Origin of the sequence: Microvirga subterranea (genome assembly GCF_003350535.1) — a bacterium.
GTDB lineage: Bacteria > Pseudomonadota > Alphaproteobacteria > Rhizobiales > Beijerinckiaceae > Microvirga > Microvirga subterranea.
Genome location: NZ_QQBB01000007.1, coordinates 215,383 through 236,425, shown reverse-complemented (window position 1 = coordinate 236,425; position 21,043 = coordinate 215,383). Strand labels below are relative to the sequence as shown.

21 protein-coding genes are annotated in these 21,043 nt (G+C 67.5%); 4 read left to right on the top strand and 17 right to left on the bottom strand.

The genetic code is table 11. The annotated features are described in order from the left end of the window. Positions 1-56: 56 nt before the first annotated feature. Positions 57-815: an outer membrane protein gene (locus DES45_RS18610; protein WP_114771526.1), complete on the bottom strand. Its 759-nt coding sequence runs from the start codon at positions 813-815 to the stop codon at positions 57-59. Between the two features lie 256 nt (positions 816-1,071). On the opposite strand from DES45_RS18610, the gene DES45_RS18605 reads away from it, so the two are divergent. Further along, positions 1,072-1,359, top strand: coding sequence for a DUF2218 domain-containing protein (locus tag DES45_RS18605; protein WP_114771525.1), 288 nt, complete (start codon positions 1,072-1,074; stop codon positions 1,357-1,359). Between the two features lie 96 nt (positions 1,360-1,455). Here the strand turns inward: DES45_RS18605 and glmM are convergent, their stop codons facing one another. The 5 genes from glmM to pal form a co-directional block, all read right to left on the bottom strand. Further along, positions 1,456-2,832, bottom strand: a complete 1,377-nt coding sequence (gene glmM / locus DES45_RS18600) for a phosphoglucosamine mutase (RefSeq protein ID WP_114771524.1) — start codon at positions 2,830-2,832, stop codon at positions 1,456-1,458. A 222-nt stretch (positions 2,833-3,054) separates the two neighbouring features. Beyond that, entirely contained in the window at positions 3,055-4,974 is a 1,920-nt protein-coding gene (ftsH, locus tag DES45_RS18595) for an ATP-dependent zinc metalloprotease FtsH (RefSeq protein ID WP_114771523.1), read from the bottom strand. 145 nt (positions 4,975-5,119) lie between these two features. Next, positions 5,120-6,058: a tRNA lysidine(34) synthetase TilS gene (tilS, locus tag DES45_RS18590; protein WP_114771522.1), complete on the bottom strand. Its 939-nt coding sequence runs from the start codon at positions 6,056-6,058 to the stop codon at positions 5,120-5,122. 116 nt (positions 6,059-6,174) lie between these two features. Next, positions 6,175-7,158 (bottom strand): tol-pal system protein YbgF, encoded by a 984-nt coding sequence (gene ybgF, locus DES45_RS18585; protein ID WP_114771615.1) that lies wholly within the window; start codon positions 7,156-7,158, stop codon positions 6,175-6,177. A gap of 109 nt (positions 7,159-7,267) precedes the next feature. Further along, positions 7,268-7,777, bottom strand: a complete 510-nt coding sequence (gene pal, locus DES45_RS18580; protein WP_114771521.1) for a peptidoglycan-associated lipoprotein Pal — start codon at positions 7,775-7,777, stop codon at positions 7,268-7,270. 253 nt (positions 7,778-8,030) lie between these two features. On the opposite strand from pal, the gene DES45_RS18575 reads away from it, so the two are divergent. Both DES45_RS18575 and DES45_RS18570 read left to right on the top strand, forming a co-directional pair. Continuing rightward, entirely contained in the window at positions 8,031-9,536 is a 1,506-nt protein-coding gene (locus DES45_RS18575) for a phospholipase D-like domain-containing protein (protein ID WP_114771520.1), read from the top strand. An 80-nt stretch (positions 9,537-9,616) separates the two neighbouring features. Beyond that, a complete protein-coding gene (locus DES45_RS18570; RefSeq protein ID WP_114771519.1) occupies positions 9,617-10,237 on the top strand; it encodes an HdeD family acid-resistance protein in 621 nt (206 codons plus the stop codon). Positions 10,238-10,296: 59 nt separating this feature from the next. On the opposite strand, the gene tolB is transcribed toward DES45_RS18570, so the two are convergent. From tolB to tolQ, 4 genes are read right to left on the bottom strand one after another with little or no spacing between them, the layout of a single operon-like run. After that, positions 10,297-11,625 carry a Tol-Pal system beta propeller repeat protein TolB gene (gene tolB, locus DES45_RS18565; protein WP_114771518.1) on the bottom strand — a complete coding sequence of 443 codons (1,329 nt, stop codon included), beginning with the start codon at positions 11,623-11,625 and terminating at the stop codon, positions 10,297-10,299. 45 nt (positions 11,626-11,670) lie between these two features. Beyond that, entirely contained in the window at positions 11,671-12,786 is a 1,116-nt protein-coding gene (gene tolA, locus DES45_RS18560) for a cell envelope integrity protein TolA (protein ID WP_114771517.1), read from the bottom strand. Between the two features lie 29 nt (positions 12,787-12,815). Beyond that, entirely contained in the window at positions 12,816-13,259 is a 444-nt protein-coding gene (locus tag DES45_RS18555) for an ExbD/TolR family protein (RefSeq protein WP_173949866.1), read from the bottom strand. A 12-nt stretch (positions 13,260-13,271) separates the two neighbouring features. Continuing rightward, complete coding sequence (gene tolQ, locus DES45_RS18550; protein WP_114771516.1) at positions 13,272-14,012, bottom strand: protein TolQ; 741 nt, start codon at positions 14,010-14,012, stop codon at positions 13,272-13,274. Between the two features lie 427 nt (positions 14,013-14,439). On the opposite strand from tolQ, the gene DES45_RS18545 reads away from it, so the two are divergent. Then, the gene (locus DES45_RS18545; protein ID WP_114771613.1) at positions 14,440-15,924 is read left to right on the top strand and encodes a mannitol dehydrogenase family protein; all 1,485 of its coding nucleotides are present in this window, start codon (positions 14,440-14,442) and stop codon (positions 15,922-15,924) included. Here the strand turns inward: DES45_RS18545 and ybgC are convergent. The 7 genes from ybgC to DES45_RS18510 all read right to left on the bottom strand — a co-directional run bounded on the left by ybgC (position 15,921) and on the right by DES45_RS18510 (position 20,998). Then, a complete protein-coding gene (gene ybgC / locus DES45_RS18540) occupies positions 15,921-16,379 on the bottom strand; it encodes a tol-pal system-associated acyl-CoA thioesterase (RefSeq protein ID WP_173949865.1) in 459 nt (152 codons plus the stop codon). The two genes, DES45_RS18545 and ybgC, sit on opposite strands and share 4 nt — an antisense overlap. Further along, positions 16,372-17,418 carry a Holliday junction branch migration DNA helicase RuvB gene (gene ruvB, locus DES45_RS18535; protein WP_114771515.1) on the bottom strand — a complete coding sequence of 349 codons (1,047 nt, stop codon included), beginning with the start codon at positions 17,416-17,418 and terminating at the stop codon, positions 16,372-16,374. Before ruvB ends, ybgC begins: the two co-directional genes overlap by 8 nt. Positions 17,419-17,578: 160 nt before the next feature. Beyond that, a complete protein-coding gene (locus DES45_RS18530; RefSeq protein WP_114771514.1) occupies positions 17,579-18,019 on the bottom strand; it encodes a hypothetical protein in 441 nt (146 codons plus the stop codon). Positions 18,020-18,042: 23 nt separating this feature from the next. Next, entirely contained in the window at positions 18,043-18,660 is a 618-nt protein-coding gene (gene ruvA, locus DES45_RS18525; protein ID WP_114771611.1) for a Holliday junction branch migration protein RuvA, read from the bottom strand. A 135-nt stretch (positions 18,661-18,795) separates the two neighbouring features. Further along, a complete protein-coding gene (ruvC, locus tag DES45_RS18520; RefSeq protein ID WP_173949869.1) occupies positions 18,796-19,299 on the bottom strand; it encodes a crossover junction endodeoxyribonuclease RuvC in 504 nt (167 codons plus the stop codon). Positions 19,300-19,460: 161 nt separating this feature from the next. Then, entirely contained in the window at positions 19,461-20,207 is a 747-nt protein-coding gene (locus DES45_RS18515) for a YebC/PmpR family DNA-binding transcriptional regulator (protein ID WP_114771512.1), read from the bottom strand. A 110-nt stretch (positions 20,208-20,317) separates the two neighbouring features. Beyond that, entirely contained in the window at positions 20,318-20,998 is a 681-nt protein-coding gene (locus DES45_RS18510; RefSeq protein WP_170151558.1) for an exopolysaccharide biosynthesis protein, read from the bottom strand. Between the last annotated feature and the right edge of the window lie 45 nt (positions 20,999-21,043).

Sequence of the window (21,043 nt, the reverse complement as noted above, 5' to 3'; positions counted from 1 at the left end):
GGCGCCGACGCAGGCTCCCCCAGGAGCCTCGCGCCGGCCGCCGCCGGCCGTCACGGTCACAGCCCGTAGCGGACGCCGACCCGCACCTCGTGCGTGCCGATGGATTCGATGTCGGCTCCGGCCCCGAGATCGAAGGCGCGGGTCTTGATGTCGCCGACGCTGAGGTAGCGGTAGCCGAGGTCGAGGGAGAAGTTCGAGGACAGCTTGACGCCGAGGCCGGCCATGAGCGCCCAGGCGAAGCGGTTGTCGTCGCTGCCGGTGAGGCGCTGCAACGTCTCGGTGCCAGTCGCGGCGTCGTACGTGATCCGCGAGTAGTCGGAGAAGACGTTGTGCGCCATGCCGAGGCCCGCGCCGATATAGGGCGTGATGCCTGCGCCCGTCGGGAGGTCGATATAGCCGTTCGCCATGACGGCGGTGGACTGGAACAGGCCCTTGTCGGCGATCAATGCGGCCGCGAAGGTGGGCGTCGGGGCGACGCCCTTGAAGCGGGAGTTGAAGTAGTCGACCGTGACGTCCGCGCGGACGTTCTGGTGGAAGCGATAGCCGACGCCCGCGCCGACGCGGGCGCTGTTGTCGAGGCTCTCGCGGATGAAGTCGCCGGTCAGGGGGCCGGCGGAGAAATCCGCTTCCGGACGCTTCGGCGCCACGTAGCCGATGTCGCCGCGCAGGTACCAGGTTTCGGTCGTGTTCCGGCTCGCCCTCAGCACGGGCGCCGGCGAGAAGACGGATCGGGAGGACAGGTCGGCCGCGACAGCGGCAGCCGAGGCGGATGCGGTGAGAAGACCGCTCAGGACCGCGATCTTGATCGTTTTCATGGGCGTTCTACTCCACTCGAAAGGACCCAAGCCGCCATGAGCACGGCGGACACGATATTTCGTATCTTATGGGTGTGAAGAGAACGTTAAGCTTAATTCTTATCCTTATCGCTTTATGACCAGGGCGGCTGCATGGCTGGTCCCACACAGAAGCCCTGGGCATGCTGGCGCAGCACGGCCTATAAAATCCTGCGTGGGGCGGCATCGGGCAGCGGGAGCCTCGGCCATGCCGCCTCCGCCTTCAAGGAGAAAGCCCGTGATCGTATCCGAAGCGGGCGTGCCGACGCAGCACGCCAGCCGCTATCTGCAGCAGCTCAGCAAGCACTGGTCGCACAAGTTCGACGTAACCTACGACGAGACCGCAAGCACCATTCCGTTCGACGAGAACCGCAAGGCCGAGCTGTCGGCGGAGCCGGACCGGCTCACCATCAGGCTGAGCGTCCCGGACGAGGAAACACGGATCCGGATGCAGAAGGTCATCGAGGATCACCTGAACCGCTTCGCATTCCGAGAGACGCTCGAGTACCGCTGGCGCGAGGCATGACGCGCCGCCGGCCGCAGGGCTGCGCCGTGGCCTTCTAAAGCGAAAGGCGCGGGAAGGAAACCCGCGCCTTTCGCTTTCAGGAAGACCGATGGGAGGTCAGGCGGCGCCCTTGATGGCCGCGGGCGCCGCGCTCTGGCTCGCCGCGCGGGTGACCGCCTCCACCACGTCGTCCACCACCCGGTTGACGAGGTCGCCGTCGTCGCCCTCGCCCATCACGCGGATGACCGGCTCCGTGCCCGACGGGCGGATGATGAGGCGGCCATGAGCGCCGAGCCGCTCGCGACCGGCCTCGATCGCCTGGACCACGGAGGTTTCCTGCAGCGGCTTGCCGGACTTGTAGCGCACGTTCTTGAGCACCTGCGGCAGGGGTTCGAAGCAGTGGCACACCTCCGAGACGGGGCGCTCGCAGCGCTTCACCACCGCCAGCAGCTGGAGGGCCGCGATCAGGCCGTCGCCGGTCGTGGTGTAGTCCGACATGATGATGTGGCCGGACTGCTCGCCGCCGAGGTTGAAGCCGTGGGCGCGCATGTGCTCGAGCACGTATCGGTCGCCGACCGCCGTGCGCACGAGGTTGAGGCCGAGGCCGCCGAGATACCGTTCGAGGCCCAGATTGGACATGATGGTGGCGACGATGCCGGACTGGGTCAGGCGGCCGTCGTCCTTCCAGGAGCGGGCCACGACGCCCATGAGCTGGTCGCCGTCGACCTTCTGGCCCTTCTCGTCCACGATCAGGACGCGGTCGGCGTCGCCGTCGAGGGCGATGCCCACGTCGGCCCGGACCTCCCGCACCTTCCGCACCAGGGCGTCCGGAGCCGTCGAGCCCACGTCCTGGTTGATGTTGAAGCCGTTCGGCTCCACGCCGAGGGAGATCACGTCGGCGCCCAGCTCCCAGAGAGCCTCCGGCGCGACCTTGTACCCGGCCCCGTTGGCGCAATCGACCACGACCCGCATGCCCTCCAGGTCGAGCTGGCGCGGCAGGGTCCGCTTGGCGAACTCGATGTAGCGGGCGTCGGCGCTCTCGATGCGCTTGGCTCGGCCGAGCTTCGCGGAGCCGGACAGGCGCTGCGTCAGGTCGGAGTCGATCAGCGCCTCGATCTCCATCTCGACGTCGTCGTTGAGCTTGAACCCGTCGGGGCCGAACAGCTTGATGCCGTTGTCCTCGTAAGGGTTGTGCGAGGCCGAGATCATGACGCCGAGGTCGCAGCGCATGGAGCGGGTCAGCATGGCGACCGCCGGAGTCGGCATCGGGCCGAGGAGCAGCACGTCCATGCCGACCGAGGTGAAGCCTGCCACGAGGGCGTTCTCGATCATGTAGCCGGACAGCCGGGTGTCCTTGCCGATGATGACCCGGTGCCGGTGCTCGCCGCGCTGGAAGAGAAGCCCGGCGGCCTGGCCCACCTTCATGGCGAGATCCGGCGTGATGACGCCGTTGGCCCGGCCGCGGATGCCGTCAGTCCCAAAGTATTTTCGCACGAGTCGTGTCTCCGCATTCCGTAGCGCCGCTTGCGCTTTGGTAATCTCAAAGCAATCCCGCCGGATCGGGTCAAGGCTTCGAGGGCGATGGGCTCCATCACAAGTGATGAGCGATTGTTACAATGCCAAAGGCGTCGGCCGGATTGAAATGAAAACTGGAGGTAAGCCAAGAAAAACGCCCGCCTTGCGGGCGGGCGTCTTGAACTTTCCTTTAAGGCCTCCTTAAGCCTGCGGCTGGGGCTCCATGCCACCATCCGTCTCCCGCGGGCGACCGCGGCCCGCGGTGGGCACGGCGGAGCCGCGCACCGGGGTGACCGTCTCGCCCGAATCCCGGATCGGCGGCTGGCCGTCGAGCAGGTTGCGGATCTCGTCGCCGGTCAGGGTCTCGTACTCGAGCAGGCCCTTGGCCAGAGCCTCGAGGTCGTGGGCCTTCTCGGTCAGGATCCGGCGGGCGTCGTTGAGGCCGGCCTCCACCAGGCGGCGGACCTCGGAGTCGATCTTCTGGGCGGTGGCCTCGGAGATGTTCTGCTGGCGTCCCATGGACATGCCGAGGAACACCTCCTCCTGGTTCTCGCCGTAGGCGACCGTGCCCAGCTCCGGCGAGAAGCCCCAGCGGGTGACCATCATGCGGGCGAGACGGGTCGCCTGCTCGATGTCGGACTGGGCGCCCGAGGTGACCTTGTCGTGGCCGAAGATCATCTCCTCGGCGATGCGGCCGCCCATCATGATGGCAAGCCGCGAGGTCATCTGCTCGTAGGACATGGACAGCTTGTCCCGCTCGGGCAGCTGCATGACCATGCCGAGCGCGCGGCCGCGCGGGATGATCGTGGCCTTGTGGACCGGATCGGTCGCCGGCACGTTCAGGGCCACGATGGCGTGGCCGGCCTCGTGATAGGCCGTCAGGCGCTTCTCGTCGTCGGTCATGACCAGGGTGCGGCGCTCCGCGCCCATCATGACCTTGTCCTTGGCGTCCTCGAACTCCTGCATGGTGACGATGCGCTTGCCGCGCCGCGCCGCCAGCAGCGCCGCCTCGTTGACGAGGTTCATCAGGTCCGCGCCCGAGAAGCCGGGGGTGCCGCGGGCGATGACCTTCAGGTCCACGTCGGGAGCCAGCGGCACCTTGCGGACGTGGACGCGCAGGATCTTCTCGCGGCCGACCACGTCCGGGTTGGGGACGACGATCTGGCGGTCGAAGCGGCCCGGGCGCAGGAGCGCCGGGTCGAGCACGTCAGGCCGGTTGGTGGCCGCGATGATGATCACGCCCTCGTTGGCCTCGAAGCCGTCCATCTCCACCAGGAGCTGGTTGAGGGTCTGCTCGCGCTCGTCGTTGCCGCCGCCTAAGCCCGCGCCGCGATGGCGGCCGACCGCGTCGATCTCGTCGATGAAGATGATGCAGGGAGCGTTCTTCTTGGCCTGATCGAACATGTCGCGCACGCGGGACGCGCCCACGCCCACGAACATCTCGACGAAATCCGAGCCCGAGATAGTGAAGAACGGCACGTTGGCCTCGCCGGCGACCGCGCGGGCCGTCAGGGTCTTACCCGTGCCGGGAGGGCCGACGAGCAGCACGCCGCGCGGGATCCGGCCGCCGAGGCGCTGGAACTTCTGCGGGTCGCGCAGGAACTCGACGACCTCCTGGAGGTCTTCCTTGGCCTCGTCGATGCCGGCCACGTCCTCGAAGGTCACGCGGCCATGCGCCTCGGTCAGGAGCTTGGCCTTCGACTTGCCGAAGCCCATCGCGCGGCCGGCGCCGTTCTGCATCTGCCGCGACAGGAACACCCAGGCGCCGATGAACAGGGCGATCGGCAGGATGTTCATCAGCACGGCGATGAACCACGGGGTGGAATCGGATTGCGGACGGGCGGTGATCTGGACGCCCTTCTGCTGCAGCTTCGACACCAGCATCGGGTCGTTCGGCGCATAGGTCGTGAAGCTTCGGCCGTCCGTATAGGTGCCGCTGATCTCCGGGCCGGAGATGACGACGTTGGAGATGCGCCCGGCATCCGCCTCGCTCAGAAGCTGGCTATAGGCAATGTCGCCGCCGCCGCTCCGATGGCCGGGGCTCTGGAACAGTGTCACGAGCGCCAGCACCAGGAGAAAGATGACCACCCACAAGGCGAAGTTGCGGAAATTTGAATTCATCGGATCAGATTCTGCCCCAGAGGGAGATTGAGCGCGAGGCCATCCCTCACGCGGCTAAACTCAATGTAGGCACACCGTTCACCCTTGCCAAGGGAATGAGGCGGGCATGGGGCGTCGGATTGAGGCATTTAGCTAAGGAAATCCGTTAACGTCCCCGCCGGCGCGGCGGCTCCGGCCGGATCGCGAGCCGCCGGCTTCGGTCCAGTTGCACGAGCGCACCCGCGATGCTGAGGCGGAGGGCTTCCCCGTCCCTGGCAGCCTCCCGAAGGCGGCGGGTGCAGACCTCCAGCCGGTGCAGGCGGCTGGAATCGAGCGACAATCCGATCCCCGCGAGGGCCAGAGACAGCATGCGCAGGGCAATCTCGAACGGCTCCCGGGCGAGCCGGCCCGCATCGAAGCCGAGCTCCTCCCCCTCCCGCTCGGCGCCCGCGAGCACCAGGGCGTCCGCGGCCTTGGCGTCGAGCGCCTCCTCGGCCCGGGCGGCCCGCTCGGCGAGGCGCGCGAGGCGCTCCGCCGTCAGGCCCTCCTCGGCGAGGGCCGGCATGATCCGCCGCCAGCGGACCCGGGCGAAGAGCTCGTTCTGGTTCGACGGATCGGTCACGAAAGCCCACCCCTCCCACTCGCAGAGCCCCACGAGTTCCGATTTGGGACAGGCCAGGAGCGGGCGCGCATGGATGAGGCCGTCCAGTTCCCTTTCGGCCCGCATGCCCGCGAGCCCGGCGAGGCCGGACCCGCGCGCCATGCGCATCAGGACCGTCTCGGCCTGGTCATCGAGGGTATGGGCCGTCACCAGGTGGGATGCCCCTTCACTTCGGGCGAGTTCCACCAGAAGCCCGTATCGCGCCTCACGGGCCGCCTCCTGCAGGCCGGTGGCGGGCTTCGCCCCCGTCCAGACGAGGGTCCGGTGCGCCAGACCCAAGGCGGCCGCCTCACGGGCGACGAGGTGCGCCTCGTCGGCTGATTCGGGACGCAGGCCGTGATCGACGGTGGCGGTGACGAGGGGAGGCCCGGACCGAGCAGCGCGCCAGCGCGCCAGGAGATGCATCAGGGCCATCGAGTCGGGGCCGCCGGACACGGCCACCATGACGGCCGTGGCTTCCTCAAGAGACGAAAAAAGCCGGTCCAGCGTCTCGCCGGAAAAGGAAGAGGGTGACTGTGGAGGTAAGGTCACGCGTCAGCGGCGGCTCGCGAGCGGTCCGCTCACGCGCATTTGGCGCGCTTCTGCTCGCGCTCGAGCCCCTGCCGCACCTGGGCCGATGCCTGGGGGTACTTCCGGTCGATTTCCGCATAGACGGCGCAGGCGCGGTCGCGGGCGCCCAACCCGTTGAGGGAGACGCCGAGCTTCAGAAGCGCGTCAGGCGCCCGGGCGGCGTTGGGATGATCCGTCGTGACGTTCAGGAACTGCTCGGCCGCCTCGCGGTAGCGGCCGCGCTGGAGGTAGGTCTCGCCGAGCCAGTAGGAGGCCTCCGGCACCAGCTTGTCGCGCGGGTTGGACTGGAGAAAACGGCGAAAACCCATCTCGGCCTCGTCGTACTGACGCTGCGTGAGATAGGCATAGGCGGTCTCGTAATCGGAGCGGGGATCCCCGACGCTGGTGGCCGCCACGCTGGGAGCCGGGCGGGGAGCGACGGCGGCGGGCGCCTGCGGGATCGCGGCCGTGCGGCTCGCCGGGGCGAGGTCGAGCGGAGCGCCGCCGGCCCCCTCCTCTTCCTCGATCAGCTCGCCGATGCCGTCGATGGCGCCGCTGGGCATCGGCATCGGGCTCACGGAATCGGCAGAAGCCAGCGGGACCGAGGGAGCGGTGGTCCCGAGCGGACGCGGGGCGCCGGGAGCATCCGGTGCCTCCGACGGATCGAAGACATCACTGCGCCGCTGGAGCTGCGGCGTGGCCTGAGGCTGCGGCTGCGCCGGGCGCGGCGTGGTCGTGGCGGGCGGCGGAGCCGCCCTGGAGCCGGAGCCGCCGCGGCTTTCCTGGAAGCGGTACTCCACGTCCTCCTGGAACTTGCGGAGCTGCTCCTTGAGCTGGCGGTTCTCGAACTGAAGCTGCTCGATCTGTCCCGACATCTGCCGGAACTGGCTCTCGAGCCGGTTGATGCGCACGATGGCATCGGCGGCGTCCTGCGCGGCGGCGGGAGCGGCCAAGGCCGTGACGAAGGCGAAGCAGACAAAGAGACGACGAAACATCATGGATACCGTTGAGGCCCCTTAAGCGACCGTGCCGATAACACATAAGCGCCGCCACGGCGATAATGTGGCGGCGCCCGACTGTCTCCACCGAAGTCCGGTGCCGGCCTTACGCTCCGGCACCTGCATTGAGGACCGTGACGGCGCGGCGGTTCTGCGACCAGCAGGAGATGTCGTTGCAGACCGCCACCGGGCGCTCCTTGCCGTAGGACACTGTGCGCAGGCGCGAGGCGCTGACGCCGCGCGACACGAGGTAGTCGCGGACGTTCTGGGCGCGGCGGGCGGAGAGCGAGAAGTTGTACTCGCGGGTGCCGCGCTCGTCCGCATGGCCTTCGATGATGAAGGTGTAGTTGGCGTAGCGGCTCAGCCACTGGGCCTGCTTGTCGAGAATCGCCACGGCCGTGGGGGTGAGGTCTGTCTGGTCGGTCTCGAAGAAGACGCGGTCGCCCACATTGACCACGAAGTCCTGGGCGCTGCCCGGGGTCGCCGGCCCACCGGCCCCGAAGCCGCCGGCGCCCGCGGCGCCATCGGCCATACCATCCTTGTTGGACGAACACGCCGCCGCCCCGAGGGCGAGGACGATGGCGGCCGCGAATTTGACGGCGCGCAATGTCATCATGGCAATACTCCTTACACATACGTCTGCCGAACGTTGTGTCTTTCTATACTGGGCGATGGTTAAGGGAGGGTTCCGTCAACCTTGATGGAGGGTTGAAGAACAAGGTGAATCGACACCAAGTAGGAGAACTTGGTCTCAAGGTTAATCGGGAGTGAATGAGGCAAAGAGGTGGCGGCCAAGCTCGCTTCCGGAGCGGGATGGCGCTAGCTTGACATTGGGATGGCCGAAAGGCCGCCTCGCGCGTTAACAGGTCATGGACACCACAACCGCTCAACTCGCGTCCCTGGGCAGACACCGCCCCCACGGCTCCGGCGACTTCCGCCTGGAGCGCGCCTTCGCGCGCATCGCCGACAGCGACCTGCGCCTCGGCAACGCCGTCGCGCTCCTGCGCGATTCCAAGGAAAACTACCCGGCCTGGCTCCAGGCCATATCGTCGGCCGAACGGGTCATCCACTTCGAGAACTTCATCATCGCCAACGACGATACGGGCCGCCTCTTCGCCGAGGCCCTGATCGAGCGCGCCCGGGCGGGCGTGACGGTGAAGGTGCTCTACGACTGGCTCGGGTCGGCCTGGCGGGCGCTGCCGCCCTTCTGGCGGCGGCTGCGGCAGGCGGGAATCGAGGTGCGGGTCTTCAACCCGCCGCGCCTGACGAATCCGTTCTGGATCCGGCGCAACCACCGCAAGCTCATTACCGTGGACGGCCGGATCGGCTTCGTGTCCGGCCTGTGCATCTCGGACAGCTGGGACGGGAAGGAGGCCGAGCCCTGGCGCGACACCGGCCTTTCGCTCAAAGGGCCGGTTGTGGCCGATCTCGACATGGCCTTCGCCGAAAGCTGGGCCATCGCCGGCCCTCCCCTGCCGCGCGACGAGATCGCCGACGCGGCCCGGATCCCGACCGCCGGCGACGTCCCGGCGCGGGTGATCTCCGGCCAGCCGGGCATGTTCCGCGCCTACCGGCTCGACCAGTTCATCGCCGCCACCGCCCAGCGCAACCTCTGGCTCACGGACGCTTATTTCGTCGCCACCACCTCCTACGTGCAGGCGCTGGCGGAGGCGGCCCGCGACGGGGTGGACGTGCGGCTCCTCGTGCCGGGATCGAGCGACGTGCCGGCCCTTCAGCCGGTGGTCCGGGCGGGCTACCGCTCCCTGATCGAGGCCGGCATCCGGGTCTACGAGTGGAACGGGTCCATGCTCCACGCCAAGACCGCGGTCGCGGACGGGCGCTGGGCCCGGGTCGGCTCGACGAACCTCAACCTCGCCAGCTGGGCTACCAACTGGGAGCTCGACGTGGTGGTCGAGGACCCGACCTTCGGCGAGGCCATGGAGGCCATGTACCTGGAGGACCTCGCCAACGCGACCGAGATCGTCCCCGGCTGGCAGTCCCGACGGCGGCAGGCCAAGAACATGCGCTCGCGACGGACCCGGCGCCACAAGAGGGGCGGCGTGCGCCGGATCGCGGCCGGCGCCCTGGCGCTCAGCGGCAGCATCGGCAAGGCGGTCGGCTCCCGCTCGCTCACCGCGACGGAGGCCAGCAGCGTCGCCATCATCGGCTTCGCGCTTCTGGCGCTCGCCGTCCTCATCACCCTCTTCCCCGTCCTGGTCGTGTCGCCGATCGTCATCGGACTCGCTTGGTTCGGCATGGCGCTCCTGATCCGGGCCTTCCGGCTCAAGCGCCGGGTCCGCCTGCGGCGGCGCAAGCTGGAGCTGAGGCGAAGACTAGCCCAGGCCAAGGAGAACAAGGTGTCTCCCGCCGAATAGGAGAACCCTCTTCCAAGCCAGGGCGTTGGAATATATGCCTTTAACGCTGGGGCAGCAGTTGCCCCTGAAGGGAGAGGACCATGGCTACAGGCACTTCGTATCCTCGTGAATCCTTCGACCGCGCCCAGGCGATGAGCGCCCTCCTGGCGCAGAACTGGTGGGCGATTGCCCTGCGCGGCGTCTTCGCCATCCTGTTCGCCCTCGTGGCGTTCTTCTGGCCGGGGGCGACGCTCCTGTCCTTCGTGCTGTTCTTCTCGGCCTACATGCTGGTCGACGGTATCTTCGCGATCGTGGCCGCCGTGAGGGCGGCCTCGAACCACCAGCGGTGGGGCCTCCTGGTGCTGGAGGGCATCGTCGACATCCTGGCCGGCATCGTGGCCTTCATCTGGCCGGGCCTGACGGTGGTGTTCTTCATCACCCTCATGGCCGTGTGGTCCCTGATCACCGGCGTCCTGATGGTCGTGGCGGCCTTCAAGCTCGATCCGGCCTACGGCCGCGGCTGGCTGATCTTCAGCGGCATCGTGTCAGTGCTGTTCGGCGTTGCGCTTCTCATCGCCCCGCTCGTCGGCGCCGTGGTGCTGACCTGGTGGCTCGGCGCGTACGCGCTGGTCTTCGGCATCACGCTCCTGGTCCTCGCCTTCAAGCTGAAGGGCCACAAGGACGAGGTGAGCACCGGCACGGCGGCGCCGCGCGGCGCCTGACCCGCCGAAACGAAGCGGGGCGCCCCGAGGCGCCCCGTCCGTCATTCCGTTGCTTTCCTCTACCGTGCCTCGCTCAGGAGCGGCGACCAAGTCGGGTCGGACGCGAAGGACGGAGTCGAGACGGGCTGCTCCACGCGGCCGGTGATGTCGACCATGTAGAGCTTGCCGCCGGCCTGTCCGCCGGGATCGCGGAAGAACAGGATGTACTGGCCGTTGGGGGCCCAGGTCGGGCTCTCGTTGTGGAAGCCCTCCGTCAGGATGCGCTCGCCCGAGCCGTCCGGCTTCATGATGCCGATGGCGAAGCCGCCGGCGCGGCGCTTGGTGAACGCAATGTAGTCGCCGCGCGGCGACCAGGCCGGCTGCGAATAGGAGCCGTCGCCGAAGGAGATGCGGCGCTGGTTCGAGCCGTCCGCGTTCATGGCGTAGATCTGCTGCTGGCCCCCGCGGTCGCTCTCGAACACGATCTGGCTGCCGTCCGGCGAGAAGGACGGCGAGGTGTCGATGGCGGCCGTCGAGGTCAGGCGCGTGGTCGCCTGGGAGCGCAGGTCCATCATGAAGATGTTGGCGTTGCCGCCCTGCTGCAGGCTCATGACGATCTTCTGGCCGTCGGGCGAGAAGCGCGGGCTCGAGGTCATGTCCGGGAAGTTGCCCACCACCTGGCGGGTGCCGGTCTCAAGGTTGATGACCTGGACGCGGGGCTGCTGGCCTTCCGCCTGGGACATGTAGGTGATGTCTTGGGAGGCGGGCGAGTAGCGCGGCGTCACCACCAGGTTGTCGCCCTGGGTCAGGAAGCGCACGTTCGCGCCGTCCTGGTCCATGATGGCGAGGCGCTTGCGACGGTTCTCCTTCGGGCCCGACTCGTCGACGAACACGATGCGCGTGTCGAAGAAGCCGCCGACTCCCGTAATCTTAGTGAAGACGGCGTCGGAGATGATGTGGCCGACGCGGCGCCAGAAATTGGCGTCCGTCACGTATTGCTGGCCGGTGAGCTGCTGGCCCGACTCCACGTCCCACAGGCGGAATTCGGCCTTGAGCCGGCCCGACGGGTCGCGCGAGACGCGGCCGGTCACGAGCGCCTGGGCGCCTGCGGCCCGCCAGGCCTCGAAGCGCGGCGCGGCGTCGAAGGCCGGGCGCTCCGGGAAGCGCGAGCGGTCGAGGGGCGCGAAATAACCCGAGCGCTGCAGGTTGCTGCTGATGATGCCGGAGACGCGCTGGCCGAGATCGCCCTCGCCGGCGAAGTCCGCGACGGCGATCGGCATGGGCTGGAACTGGCTTCCAGGCCCCACGCGCAAGGTCAGCTGGGCCGACGCATTCGGGGCCAGGGCGACGAGCGCAAGCGCGAAGCAGAACCCCGCTATCAGAACGCGAAGCAGAGATCGTGCAGGCATGTTTATATCCATAGCTTGGTCATGAGGTCTGTAAGAGGCGGGCAATCAGATCTGATTGGTCTCGAACTCGATGTTCCAGGCCTTCCAGTCCGAGTAGTAGGGAGCGAACTTGGCCGGGATGTTGTAGGGGGCGCACCGGCGAACCGCCCGGAGAGCGGCCTCGGCCACCGTTCGGTCGATCGGATTGGGTCCTGAGCGGATGATCCGCGGCTCGTTGGCCAGACTTCCGTCCGGATTGAAGCGCACGTCCAGCATCGGCAGAGCCACCGAGCTGCCGGCGGCGCCGATCGGAGGCTGGTAGCACCGCTCCATCTGCTCTTTCAGGATGCCCCCGAGCGCGTCGCGCATGCTCGGGTTGAGCTTCGCGGCCGTGCCCGTGGCGGTGCCGAGCGAGGCGGTCTTCTGGACCTCCGAGCCGGTCGCGCCGGTGGACTGGTTGCGTTCCTTGTTGTCGAGGAACTGCCGGATGTCGCCCATGTCGAGCTTCTTGGCGGCCTGGGCTTCCTTGCGGGCCTTCGCTTCCGCCTCGGCCTTGGCTTTCGCCTCGGCGACCTTCTTGGCCTCCGCTTCCGCCTTGGCTTTCGCCTCGGCTTCCGCCTTCGCCTTGGCTTCCGCGACCTTGCGGGCTTCGGCCTCCGCCTTCGCCTCGGCCTCCGCCTTGGCCTTCGCGTCTGCCTCCGCTTTCGCCTTCGCCTCGGCGGCCTTGGCGATCGCCTCCGCTTCGGCCTTCTCGGCGAGCTTGAGCTGTTCCTCGGCCTTGGCCTTCGCTTCGGCTTCGGCCTGGGAGGGCTTCGGCGGCGGAGGGGGCGGCGGAGGCTGGGCCGCGACCGGCTCCTCCTTCTCGGCCACCTTCATCTCCTCCGGGCGCTTCGGGGGCGCCGGCGCGTCGCGCTTGTCCTCGCCGGGGTCGCGCTGCTCGACCTTGTCGGCGATGCGGTCCGCGCGGGGCTTGGGCGTCGGCAGGACCTCCTTGGCGGAAGTCTCGCCCTTGGTGATCTGGGAGAACTGGTTGTCGGTGATGATCTCGACCGGGATGCCTTCCTCGGCGTCCGGGAACTCCTCCGTGAAGGACAGCCCGACCAGGGCGGCGCCCAGCAGCGCCGCATGCGCGACGCCGGAGACCCAGAAGCCCGGTTCTGAGGAGTTGAATTTCAGCTTCAACGCCACGGCTGCGTGCCCCTCCGGTCGCTTCAGCGTTGGTCCGGCTCGGTCACGAGCGCGACGCGCTTGTAGCCGGCGGAGGTGACGAGCGACATGATCTGGGCCACGCGCCCGTAATCGACCTGCTTGGCTCCGCGCACGAAGATGCGCTCCTCGAAGCCCTGCTTCGCCACTTCCGCGAGCTTGCCCACGATGGCCTCGTCGGTGAGCTCGGCGTCGCCCAGGAAGACCTGGCCGGTCTCCTTGATCGAGAGGGTGACGGGCTTGGAATCCATGTTGAGCGGCGCCGCCTTGGTCTGCGGCAGGTCGAGGGGTACGCCCACCGTCATCATCGGGGCCGCCACCATGAAGATGATGAGCAACACCAGCATGACGTCGATGAACGGCGTCATGTTGATCTCGTTGATGGCGCCCCCGCTCCGGGCGCGCCTGCGGCGACGTCCGCCGCCCGCCGTGCCTGCACTCATGGCCATGCCGGGTCTCCCTTACGCAGCGTTAGCCGGGTGATGGCCCGCATGGCCGATCCGCTCGTCGATCTGACGGGACAGGATGGCCGAGAACTCGTCCGCGAAGCCCTCAAGCCGCGACTGCAGCTTGCCGACCTCGCTCTGGAGCTTGTTGTAGGCGAGCACCGCTGGAATCGCCGCGAAGAGCCCGATGGCGGTGGCGAAGAGCGCCTCCGCGATGCCCGGCGCCACGACCGCGAGGCTGGTGTTCTTGGAGGCCGCGATGGACGTGAATGAGTTCATGATGCCCACCACCGTGCCGAAGAGGCCGATATAGGGACCGGCGGAGCCGATGGAGGCCAGCACCGTCAGGCGGGCGTTGAGCCGCTCGACCTCGCGCTGGATGGTGACGTCGAGCACCTTGTCGATGCGCTGGGGCAGGCTCTGGAACGAGCGGCCCGAGCCCTCGAACGAGCGCTTCCATTCCCGCATGGCGGCCACGAAGACGGCAGCCAAGCCGGTGGAGTTGCGGCTCTGGAGCGAGCGGTAGAGCTCCTCGAGGGACTGGCCCGACCAGAACACCTCCTCGAACCGGTCCATGGCCCGCTTGGTGCGGCTGTACAGCAGGGTCTTGTCGACGATGATCGCCCAGCACCACACGGAAGCGGCCAGGAGCCCCACCATCACGAGCTTGACGACGAAATGGGCCTGCCAGAAAAGGCCGAACAGGGACATGTCGTGCGCCACAGGAGCGGCCTGGGCCACATCAGCCGGATTCATGATCTCTGGTCCTCGCTCTACGAGCAGCCTTGAATGCTCAAGGCTCACCGCGCATTAGGAAAATTTCTTTTGCGTATCATTGTTCGTTCGCCCCGGAATCTGTCGAAAATAAGGGCGCACGGACCTTCGACGCGCAGAAGCACTCCTGCGTTACATGTTAAGCACACAGTAGGGTTAAGGCTTGGTTTAAGTGGTTCGCGGCGAAATCTCACGATGCCGCGAGTATTCCCCAACGGCAGTTCTTGGCATTGCCTTGATCCCCGGCGAAATCCTGCTTCGGCGGTGCTGCGTCGTTTGGTAACGCGATGCATCGAATGCCGACCAGGGATGCGCTTTTCACAACCTTGGCGGCCGGTGCCTGCCGGCCATCGCACCGCCTGGAGCAGTCTGGTATAGGGATGCTCCCTCTCTCTTGTCGGTCGGTGTGATGAGCCAGCCCCTGAGCCTCGCGGCCCTACCGAGCCTTCCGTCCGCCGTCGCCCGCCCGGCCTATTCCCGGCAGGCGCTGCGCCCCGGGATCCTCCATGTCGGCGTCGGCAACTTCCACCGGGCGCACCAGGCCGTCTACCTGGACGAGCTTTTCAGCCGGGGACGGGACCTCGACTGGGCGATCCTCGGCGCCGGGGTCCGGCCGGGCGACGCCGCCATGCGCCGGGCGCTGGAGGCGCAGGACTTTCTGACGACGGTGGTGGAAATGGAGCCCAGCTCCCACCGGGCGCGGGTGACCGGCGCCATGGCGGGCTTCGTGCCGGTGGGAGACGACGCCCGTGGGATCGTGGCCGCGCTGGACGACCCGAACCTGCGCATCGTCTCGCTCACGGTCACCGAGGGCGGCTACTGCATCGACCCGGCGACGGGCGCCTTCGACCCGGGCCACCCGGAGATCCGCCAGGACGCCGCCCACCCGGAGGCGCCCAGGAGCGTCTTCGGCACTATCGTCTCAGCCCTCCGGCGCCGCCGGGACCGGGGCCTTGCCCCCTTCACGGTCATGTCCTGCGACAACATCCCCCACAACGGCGCGGTGACGCGTGACGCGGTGGCGGGGCTGGCCGCCCTCATCGATCCGGGCCTGGCGGCATTCATCCGGGACGAGGTCGCGTTCCCCAACAGCATGGTCGACCGCATCACGCCGGCGACCACGGAAAGCCACCGCGCGCTCCTCGCCGAGCGCTTCGGCATCCGGGACGAGTGGCCGGTCTTCTGCGAGCCGTTCCGGCAATGGGTGCTGGAGGACCATTTCCCGGCCGGTCGGCCCGCTTTCGAGGATGTCGGCGTGACCTTCACGCCCCATGTGGCCGCCTTCGAGCTTATGAAGATCCGCATCCTCAACGGGGGCCATGCGGCCATCGCCTATCCGGGCGCCCTGCTCGGCATCCATTACGTCCACGACGCCATGGCGGACCCGCAGGTGCGGGGCTTTCTCGACAGGCTGGAGGCGGAGGAGATCATCCCGTGCGTGCCGCCGGTGCCGGGAGTTGAGCTTCAGGACTATTACGGCCTGATTGCCCGCCGCTTCGCCAATTCGGAGATCGGCGACACGATCCCGCGGCTTGCCCAGGACGGCTCGAACCGCCAGCCCAAGTTCATCCTGCCCTCCGCCCGCGACCGCCTGAGAACTGGCGCAGGCGTGACCGGCCTCGCACTGGTCTCCGCCCTGTGGTGCCGCTTCTGCGCCGGCACGGACGATGCGGGCGCCCCCGTCACCATCGACGACCCGAACGCTGCCCGCCTGGTGCCGGCCGCCTTGGCGGCGAGAGAAAACCCGGCCGCCTTCCTGGCGCTTCGGGACATTTTCGGCGATCTCGCCGACGCCTCGTCCTTCCGGTCGCGGTTCGAGAACGCGCTGACAGGCCTTTGGCGGGACGGCACCCGCGCCACGCTCCAACGCTACCTGGACGGTTCGTTTTCCTAGGAAAAGTCGGTCCCGCCCGCGAGGGCGGCCCTCAGGTGATCCGGGATGCGCACGGCCCGGCCGTCGCGCACGGCCGCCACCACCACGTCGGCCGCGACGAGCACGTCATCGCCCCGGCGCACCTCCTGGGCAAGCGTCATGGAGGCGCCGCGCATCTCCTTGGGACGGGTCACGATGGTCAGCACGTCGTCCATGACGGCGGCGCCGAGAAAGTCGATGGTCATCTTCCGCACCACGAAGGCGAGGCCGCCCAGCTCGGCGTGGAGATCGGACTGCGCCACCTCGACGGCCCGCAGCAGCTCCGTGCGGCCGCGCTCCAGGAACCTGAGATAGCTTGCGTGGTAGACGCGGGCCGAGAAATCCGTGTCCTCGTAATAGACGCGCACGGGCAGGACATGGGCGCCGTCATGCATGACGCCGGAGAGGTGGGGCCAGGAGCCCAACGCTTCACTCATCCTCGTCCCCGTTGAACAGCCCGAACTGGGCCGCCGTCTCGCGGCTGGGCTCCGGGATGCCGAGATGCTTGAAGGCGTGGGGCGTGAGAATGCGCCCGCGCGGGGTGCGCTGCACGAAGCCCTTCTGGATCAGGTAGGGCTCGATGATGTCCTCGATGGCGTCGCGGGGCTCGGAGAGCGCCGCCGCGATGGTCTCGATGCCGACGGGGCCACCGCCGAAGGAGGAGGCGATCATGGTCAGGTACTTGCGGTCCATCAGGTCGAGACCGATGGGATCGACGTCGAGGAGGCGCAAGGATCGGTCGGCCAGGTCGCGCGACACGATCTCGACCCCCTCGACGATGGCGAAGTCGCGCACCCGGCGCAGGAGACGACCAGCGATGCGGGGCGTGCCGCGGGAGCGGCGGGCGATCTCGTTCGCCCCCTCCGGGCTCATGTTCAGGCCCATCACACGGGCGCCGCGCCGCACGATCAGCTCCAGCTCGTCGACGGTGTAGAACTCGAGCCGGATCGGGATGCCGAAGCGGTCGCGCAAGGGGGTCGTGAGCAGGCCGGCGCGGGTCGTGGCGCCCACCAGCGTGAATTTCGGCAGCTCGATCTTCACCGAGCGGGCCGCCGGTCCCTCGCCGATGATCAGGTCGAGCTGGTAGTCCTCCATGGCCGGATAGAGGATTTCCTCCACGGCCGGGTTGAGGCGGTGGATCTCGTCGATGAAGAGCACGTCGCGCTCTTCCAGGTTCGTGAGCTGCGCCGCGAGGTCGCCCGCCTTGGCGATGACCGGGCCGGAGGTGGAGCGGAAGTTGACGCCGAGCTCGCGGGCGACGATCTGGGCCAGCGTCGTCTTGCCCAGCCCCGGCGGACCGACGAAGAGCACGTGGTCGAGGGCGTCGCCCCGCGCCTTGGCGGCGTTGATGAAGACCTGGAGGTTGGCCCGGGCGGCCTTCTGACCCGTGAAATCGTCGAGCGACAGCGGCCGGATCGACGTCTCGAGGTCGTCCTCGCGCTTTTCGGGGGTCAGCAGGCGGCGGGAATCGGTCAACGAAAACTACCCTTCGGAAGGCTTGGATATGGGCGCCCCGTTCTCATACGCCAATCCTTAAAAAGATCAAAACAGGAACGCCATATCATACCGAGCGGAGTGCCTCGGTCCTAGCCGGCCCCCCGCTCAGATACCACCGATCCTCTTCTCAGGAGATCCGTCACGGCGCACCCCGTGACAATCGACGGGCCACCTGCGCTGAAAGCCCAATCGTCGTGAACAACATACCGAATAGGGCACCGATGAGAATGAGGTTGTACCGACTGAAAAGTTCTTCTCCGGGACGATGGGTGATATCGACCATGAGGACGAATACACCCAGCAAGCTCATGAGAAGACTCATGAAAACCGCCGAAGTCTCGAAATTGTCGCACCAGAGGGAGAGCCTGAATATCAGCAGGGCCGTTGCAGCCGCGGGAAGAACGACGGTCACGTACGCGAGTGGCAGAACACCTAACCACAAAAGCCCGACTGAGTTGTCGATGAGGCAGCAGCCTGGATAGTTCAGCCAGATCGGTGCGGTCAAAACCAACGCTGCCGTTGCGGAGAGCCACAGCAGCAGGGGAGCCAGGAGAGCAAACCAGATGACGAACTTTCTCATGGAGGCCCTCCATGAGCGTAATGTTATCTCGCTAGCTCGCGCAGACCAAGTCGGATCAGCGTCTTGGCCTCGGCCTCCTCGCCCGCCTGCTTCAGGGCGGCGGCGACCGCCGCGGAGGCCTGGACCTGGGGGTAGCCGAGGTTGACCAGGGCCGAGATCGCGTCCGAGACCGGCACGGGGGCGGTCTTGTCCTCGACGGCGCCGGTCAGGCGGATGAGGGCCGGGTCGACGGTCGAGAAGGCCGGGGCCTTGTCCTTCAGTTCCGACACGATGCGCTGGGCGAGCTTCGGCCCGACGCCGGGACCGCGGGCCACAGAGGCCTTGTCGCCGGTGGCGATGGCGGTGGCAAGCGCGCCGGGATCGAGCACCGACAGGATGCCGAGCGCCACCTTGGCGCCCACGCCCTGCACGCTCTGGAGCAGTCGGAACCACTCGCGCTCCGCGTCCGACCGGAAGCCGAAAAGGCGGATCATGTCCTCGCGCACCATGGTTTCGATGGACAGGGTCGCGGCCTCGCCCGTCTGGGGCAGGTTCTGCAGCGTGCGCGAGGAGCAGTGCACGACGTAGCCGACCCCGTGCACGTCGAGGATGACGAAGTCGTCGCCGTAGGAATCCACCACGCCCTTGAGTTTGCCGATCACTCGCTGGTCCTCTTTCTTGTCATTCCCGGCGAGCGAAGCGAGGGAAGGGAATCCATCATCGTATGGCACCCGTTCTGGATCCCCTTCCCGGCCCTTTCGGGCCGCCGGGGATAACACGGGTTCCTCTGTAACACCTTAAAGGCTCGCCGCCAAAGCCCGGGCCTTGCGGTGGTGGGCGTGGGCGATGGCGATGGCGAGCGCGTCGGCCGCGTCGGCCTTCTTGAAGTCGGCCTTGGGCAGCAGGATCTTCACCATCGCCTGAACCTGGTCCTTCTCGGCGTGGCCGACCCCCACCACGGTCTTCTTGACCTGGTTGGCGCCGTATTCCGCCACCGGCAGCCCGTGCAGGGCCGGGACCAGCAGGGACATGGCGCGGGCCTGCCCCAGCTTGAGGGTCGCCTGGGCGTCCTTGTTGACGAAGGTCTCCTCGACGGAGACCTCGTCCGGAGTCCAGGTCCGGACCACGTCGGTAATCCGGTCGTGGAGCTGCTTGAGGCGCAGCGCCAGCTCCAGGTCGCCGTCCGAGGTCACGACCCCGCACGCCACGAAGGAGAGCTTCGTCCCCTCGACGGTGATGACCCCCCAGCCCGTATTGCGCAGGCCGGGATCGAGGCCGAGGATACGAACGCGTTCCATGATACTTCCTCAAGCCAGCGATCTGGCTCCACCTGACCCTCCTGCCCCTTGTGGGGAGGAGTTGGAGGAGGGGGTGTGGGCGATGGCCTATGAAGGCCTGGACCCGACACCCCCACCCTGGCCCTCCCCGCAAGGGTGAGGGAAAAGGCGCGGCGCTTGTCCGGCTATTCCGCCATCTTCTGCATGAGGGCGTCGGAGAGCTCGAAATTGCCGTAGACGTTCTGGACGTCGTCGTGCTCCTCGAGGGTCTCCATGAGCTTCATGAGCTTCTCGCCCGCCTCGTCGTCGACGGCGACCGGGGTCTGGGGCTTCCAGACGAGCTTCGAGGCCTTCGGCTCGCCGAACTTCTCCTCGAGCGCCTTGGTGACCTCGTTGAGGGCGGTCTGGTCGCAGTAGATCTCGTGGCCGTCCTCGGAGGAGGCCACGTCGTCGGCGCCCGCCTCGATGGCGGCTTCCAGCATGGCGTCCGCATCGGCCGCCTCGGGACCGAACTCGACGAGGCCGACCCGGTCGAACATGAAGGAGACGGCGCCCGTCTCGGCGAGGTTGCCGCCGCTCTTGGTGAAGTAGGAGCGGATGTCCGAGGCCGTGCGGTTGCGGTTGTCCGTCATGGCCTCGACGATGATCGCCGCGCCGCCCGGGCCGTAGCCCTCGTACCGGATCTCCTCGTAGTTCTCGCCCTCCGCACCGGCGGCCTTGTTGATGGCGCGCTGGATGTTGTCCTTGGGCATGTTCTCGGCCCGGGCGGCCAGGATGGCGGCGCGCAGGCGCGGGTTCATGTTGGGATCGGGCGTGCCCATCTTGGCCGCCACGGTGATTTCGCGGGCGAGCTTGGAGAAGAGCTTGGAGCGCATTGCATCCTGGCGCCCCTTGCGGTGCATGATGTTCTTGAACTGTGAATGTCCGGCCATGGGGCCTCCGTGGTCACGGCCGAGAACGCCCTGATGTCCAGGGGCTCGTCAGGCCGGGGATGGTGTCGATGCCGGCTTATAAAACGCTGTTGCGCCGGAGGCAAAGCCCTTCAGAAGCCCAGCCAGGACATTCCGCTGACGAAGGCCGCATGGATCAGGTGATAGGAGGCGCCCAGCACCGTCACCGTATAGGCCAGGCCCGCGATTCCGATGAGATAGCCCAGGATCAGGAGGTAACCGTCCTCCTCCATCACGGCGATGGAGGCGATCACGAGGGCGATGGAGGGCGGGAAGTTGGTGCCTGGGAAGGGAATCAGCACCGACAGGGCCACCAGGAAGGCGAAGAGGCCGATCATGCGGTCGCCGACCACGTTGAAGAGCTGCGTCAGCCGCGGCTTGCACCAGCTCTCGAGCCACCGCATCTTCGGCTCGGCCACGTCGATCAGGCGCTTGAACTTGGAGAGCGAGATCGTCCGGCGCCGGATGAAGCCCGGAAGCCAGGGATGCTTGTGGCCCAGCATCATCTGAATGCCGAAGATCAGGACCGGCGTGCCGACCACGCCCGCGACGCCGGGGGGTGCGGGGACGCAGTTCGGCAGGCTGAACAGGATCAGCACGAACCCGAAGGCGCGCTCCCCGAAGGCCTCGATGATCTCCCCGATGGAGATGCTCTCTCCCTTGGCCGAATTGATGACGGCCCGCAGGACGTCGGACGCGCTCTTGTGCTCGAGCGCCTCCTCCACGGTCGATCCGACATCCCGATAGAGGCGCTTCTTCTGTTCGATATCCACCTGAAATCTCCGTGACGGGACAGATGGGGACGTTTTGCGGTGCGC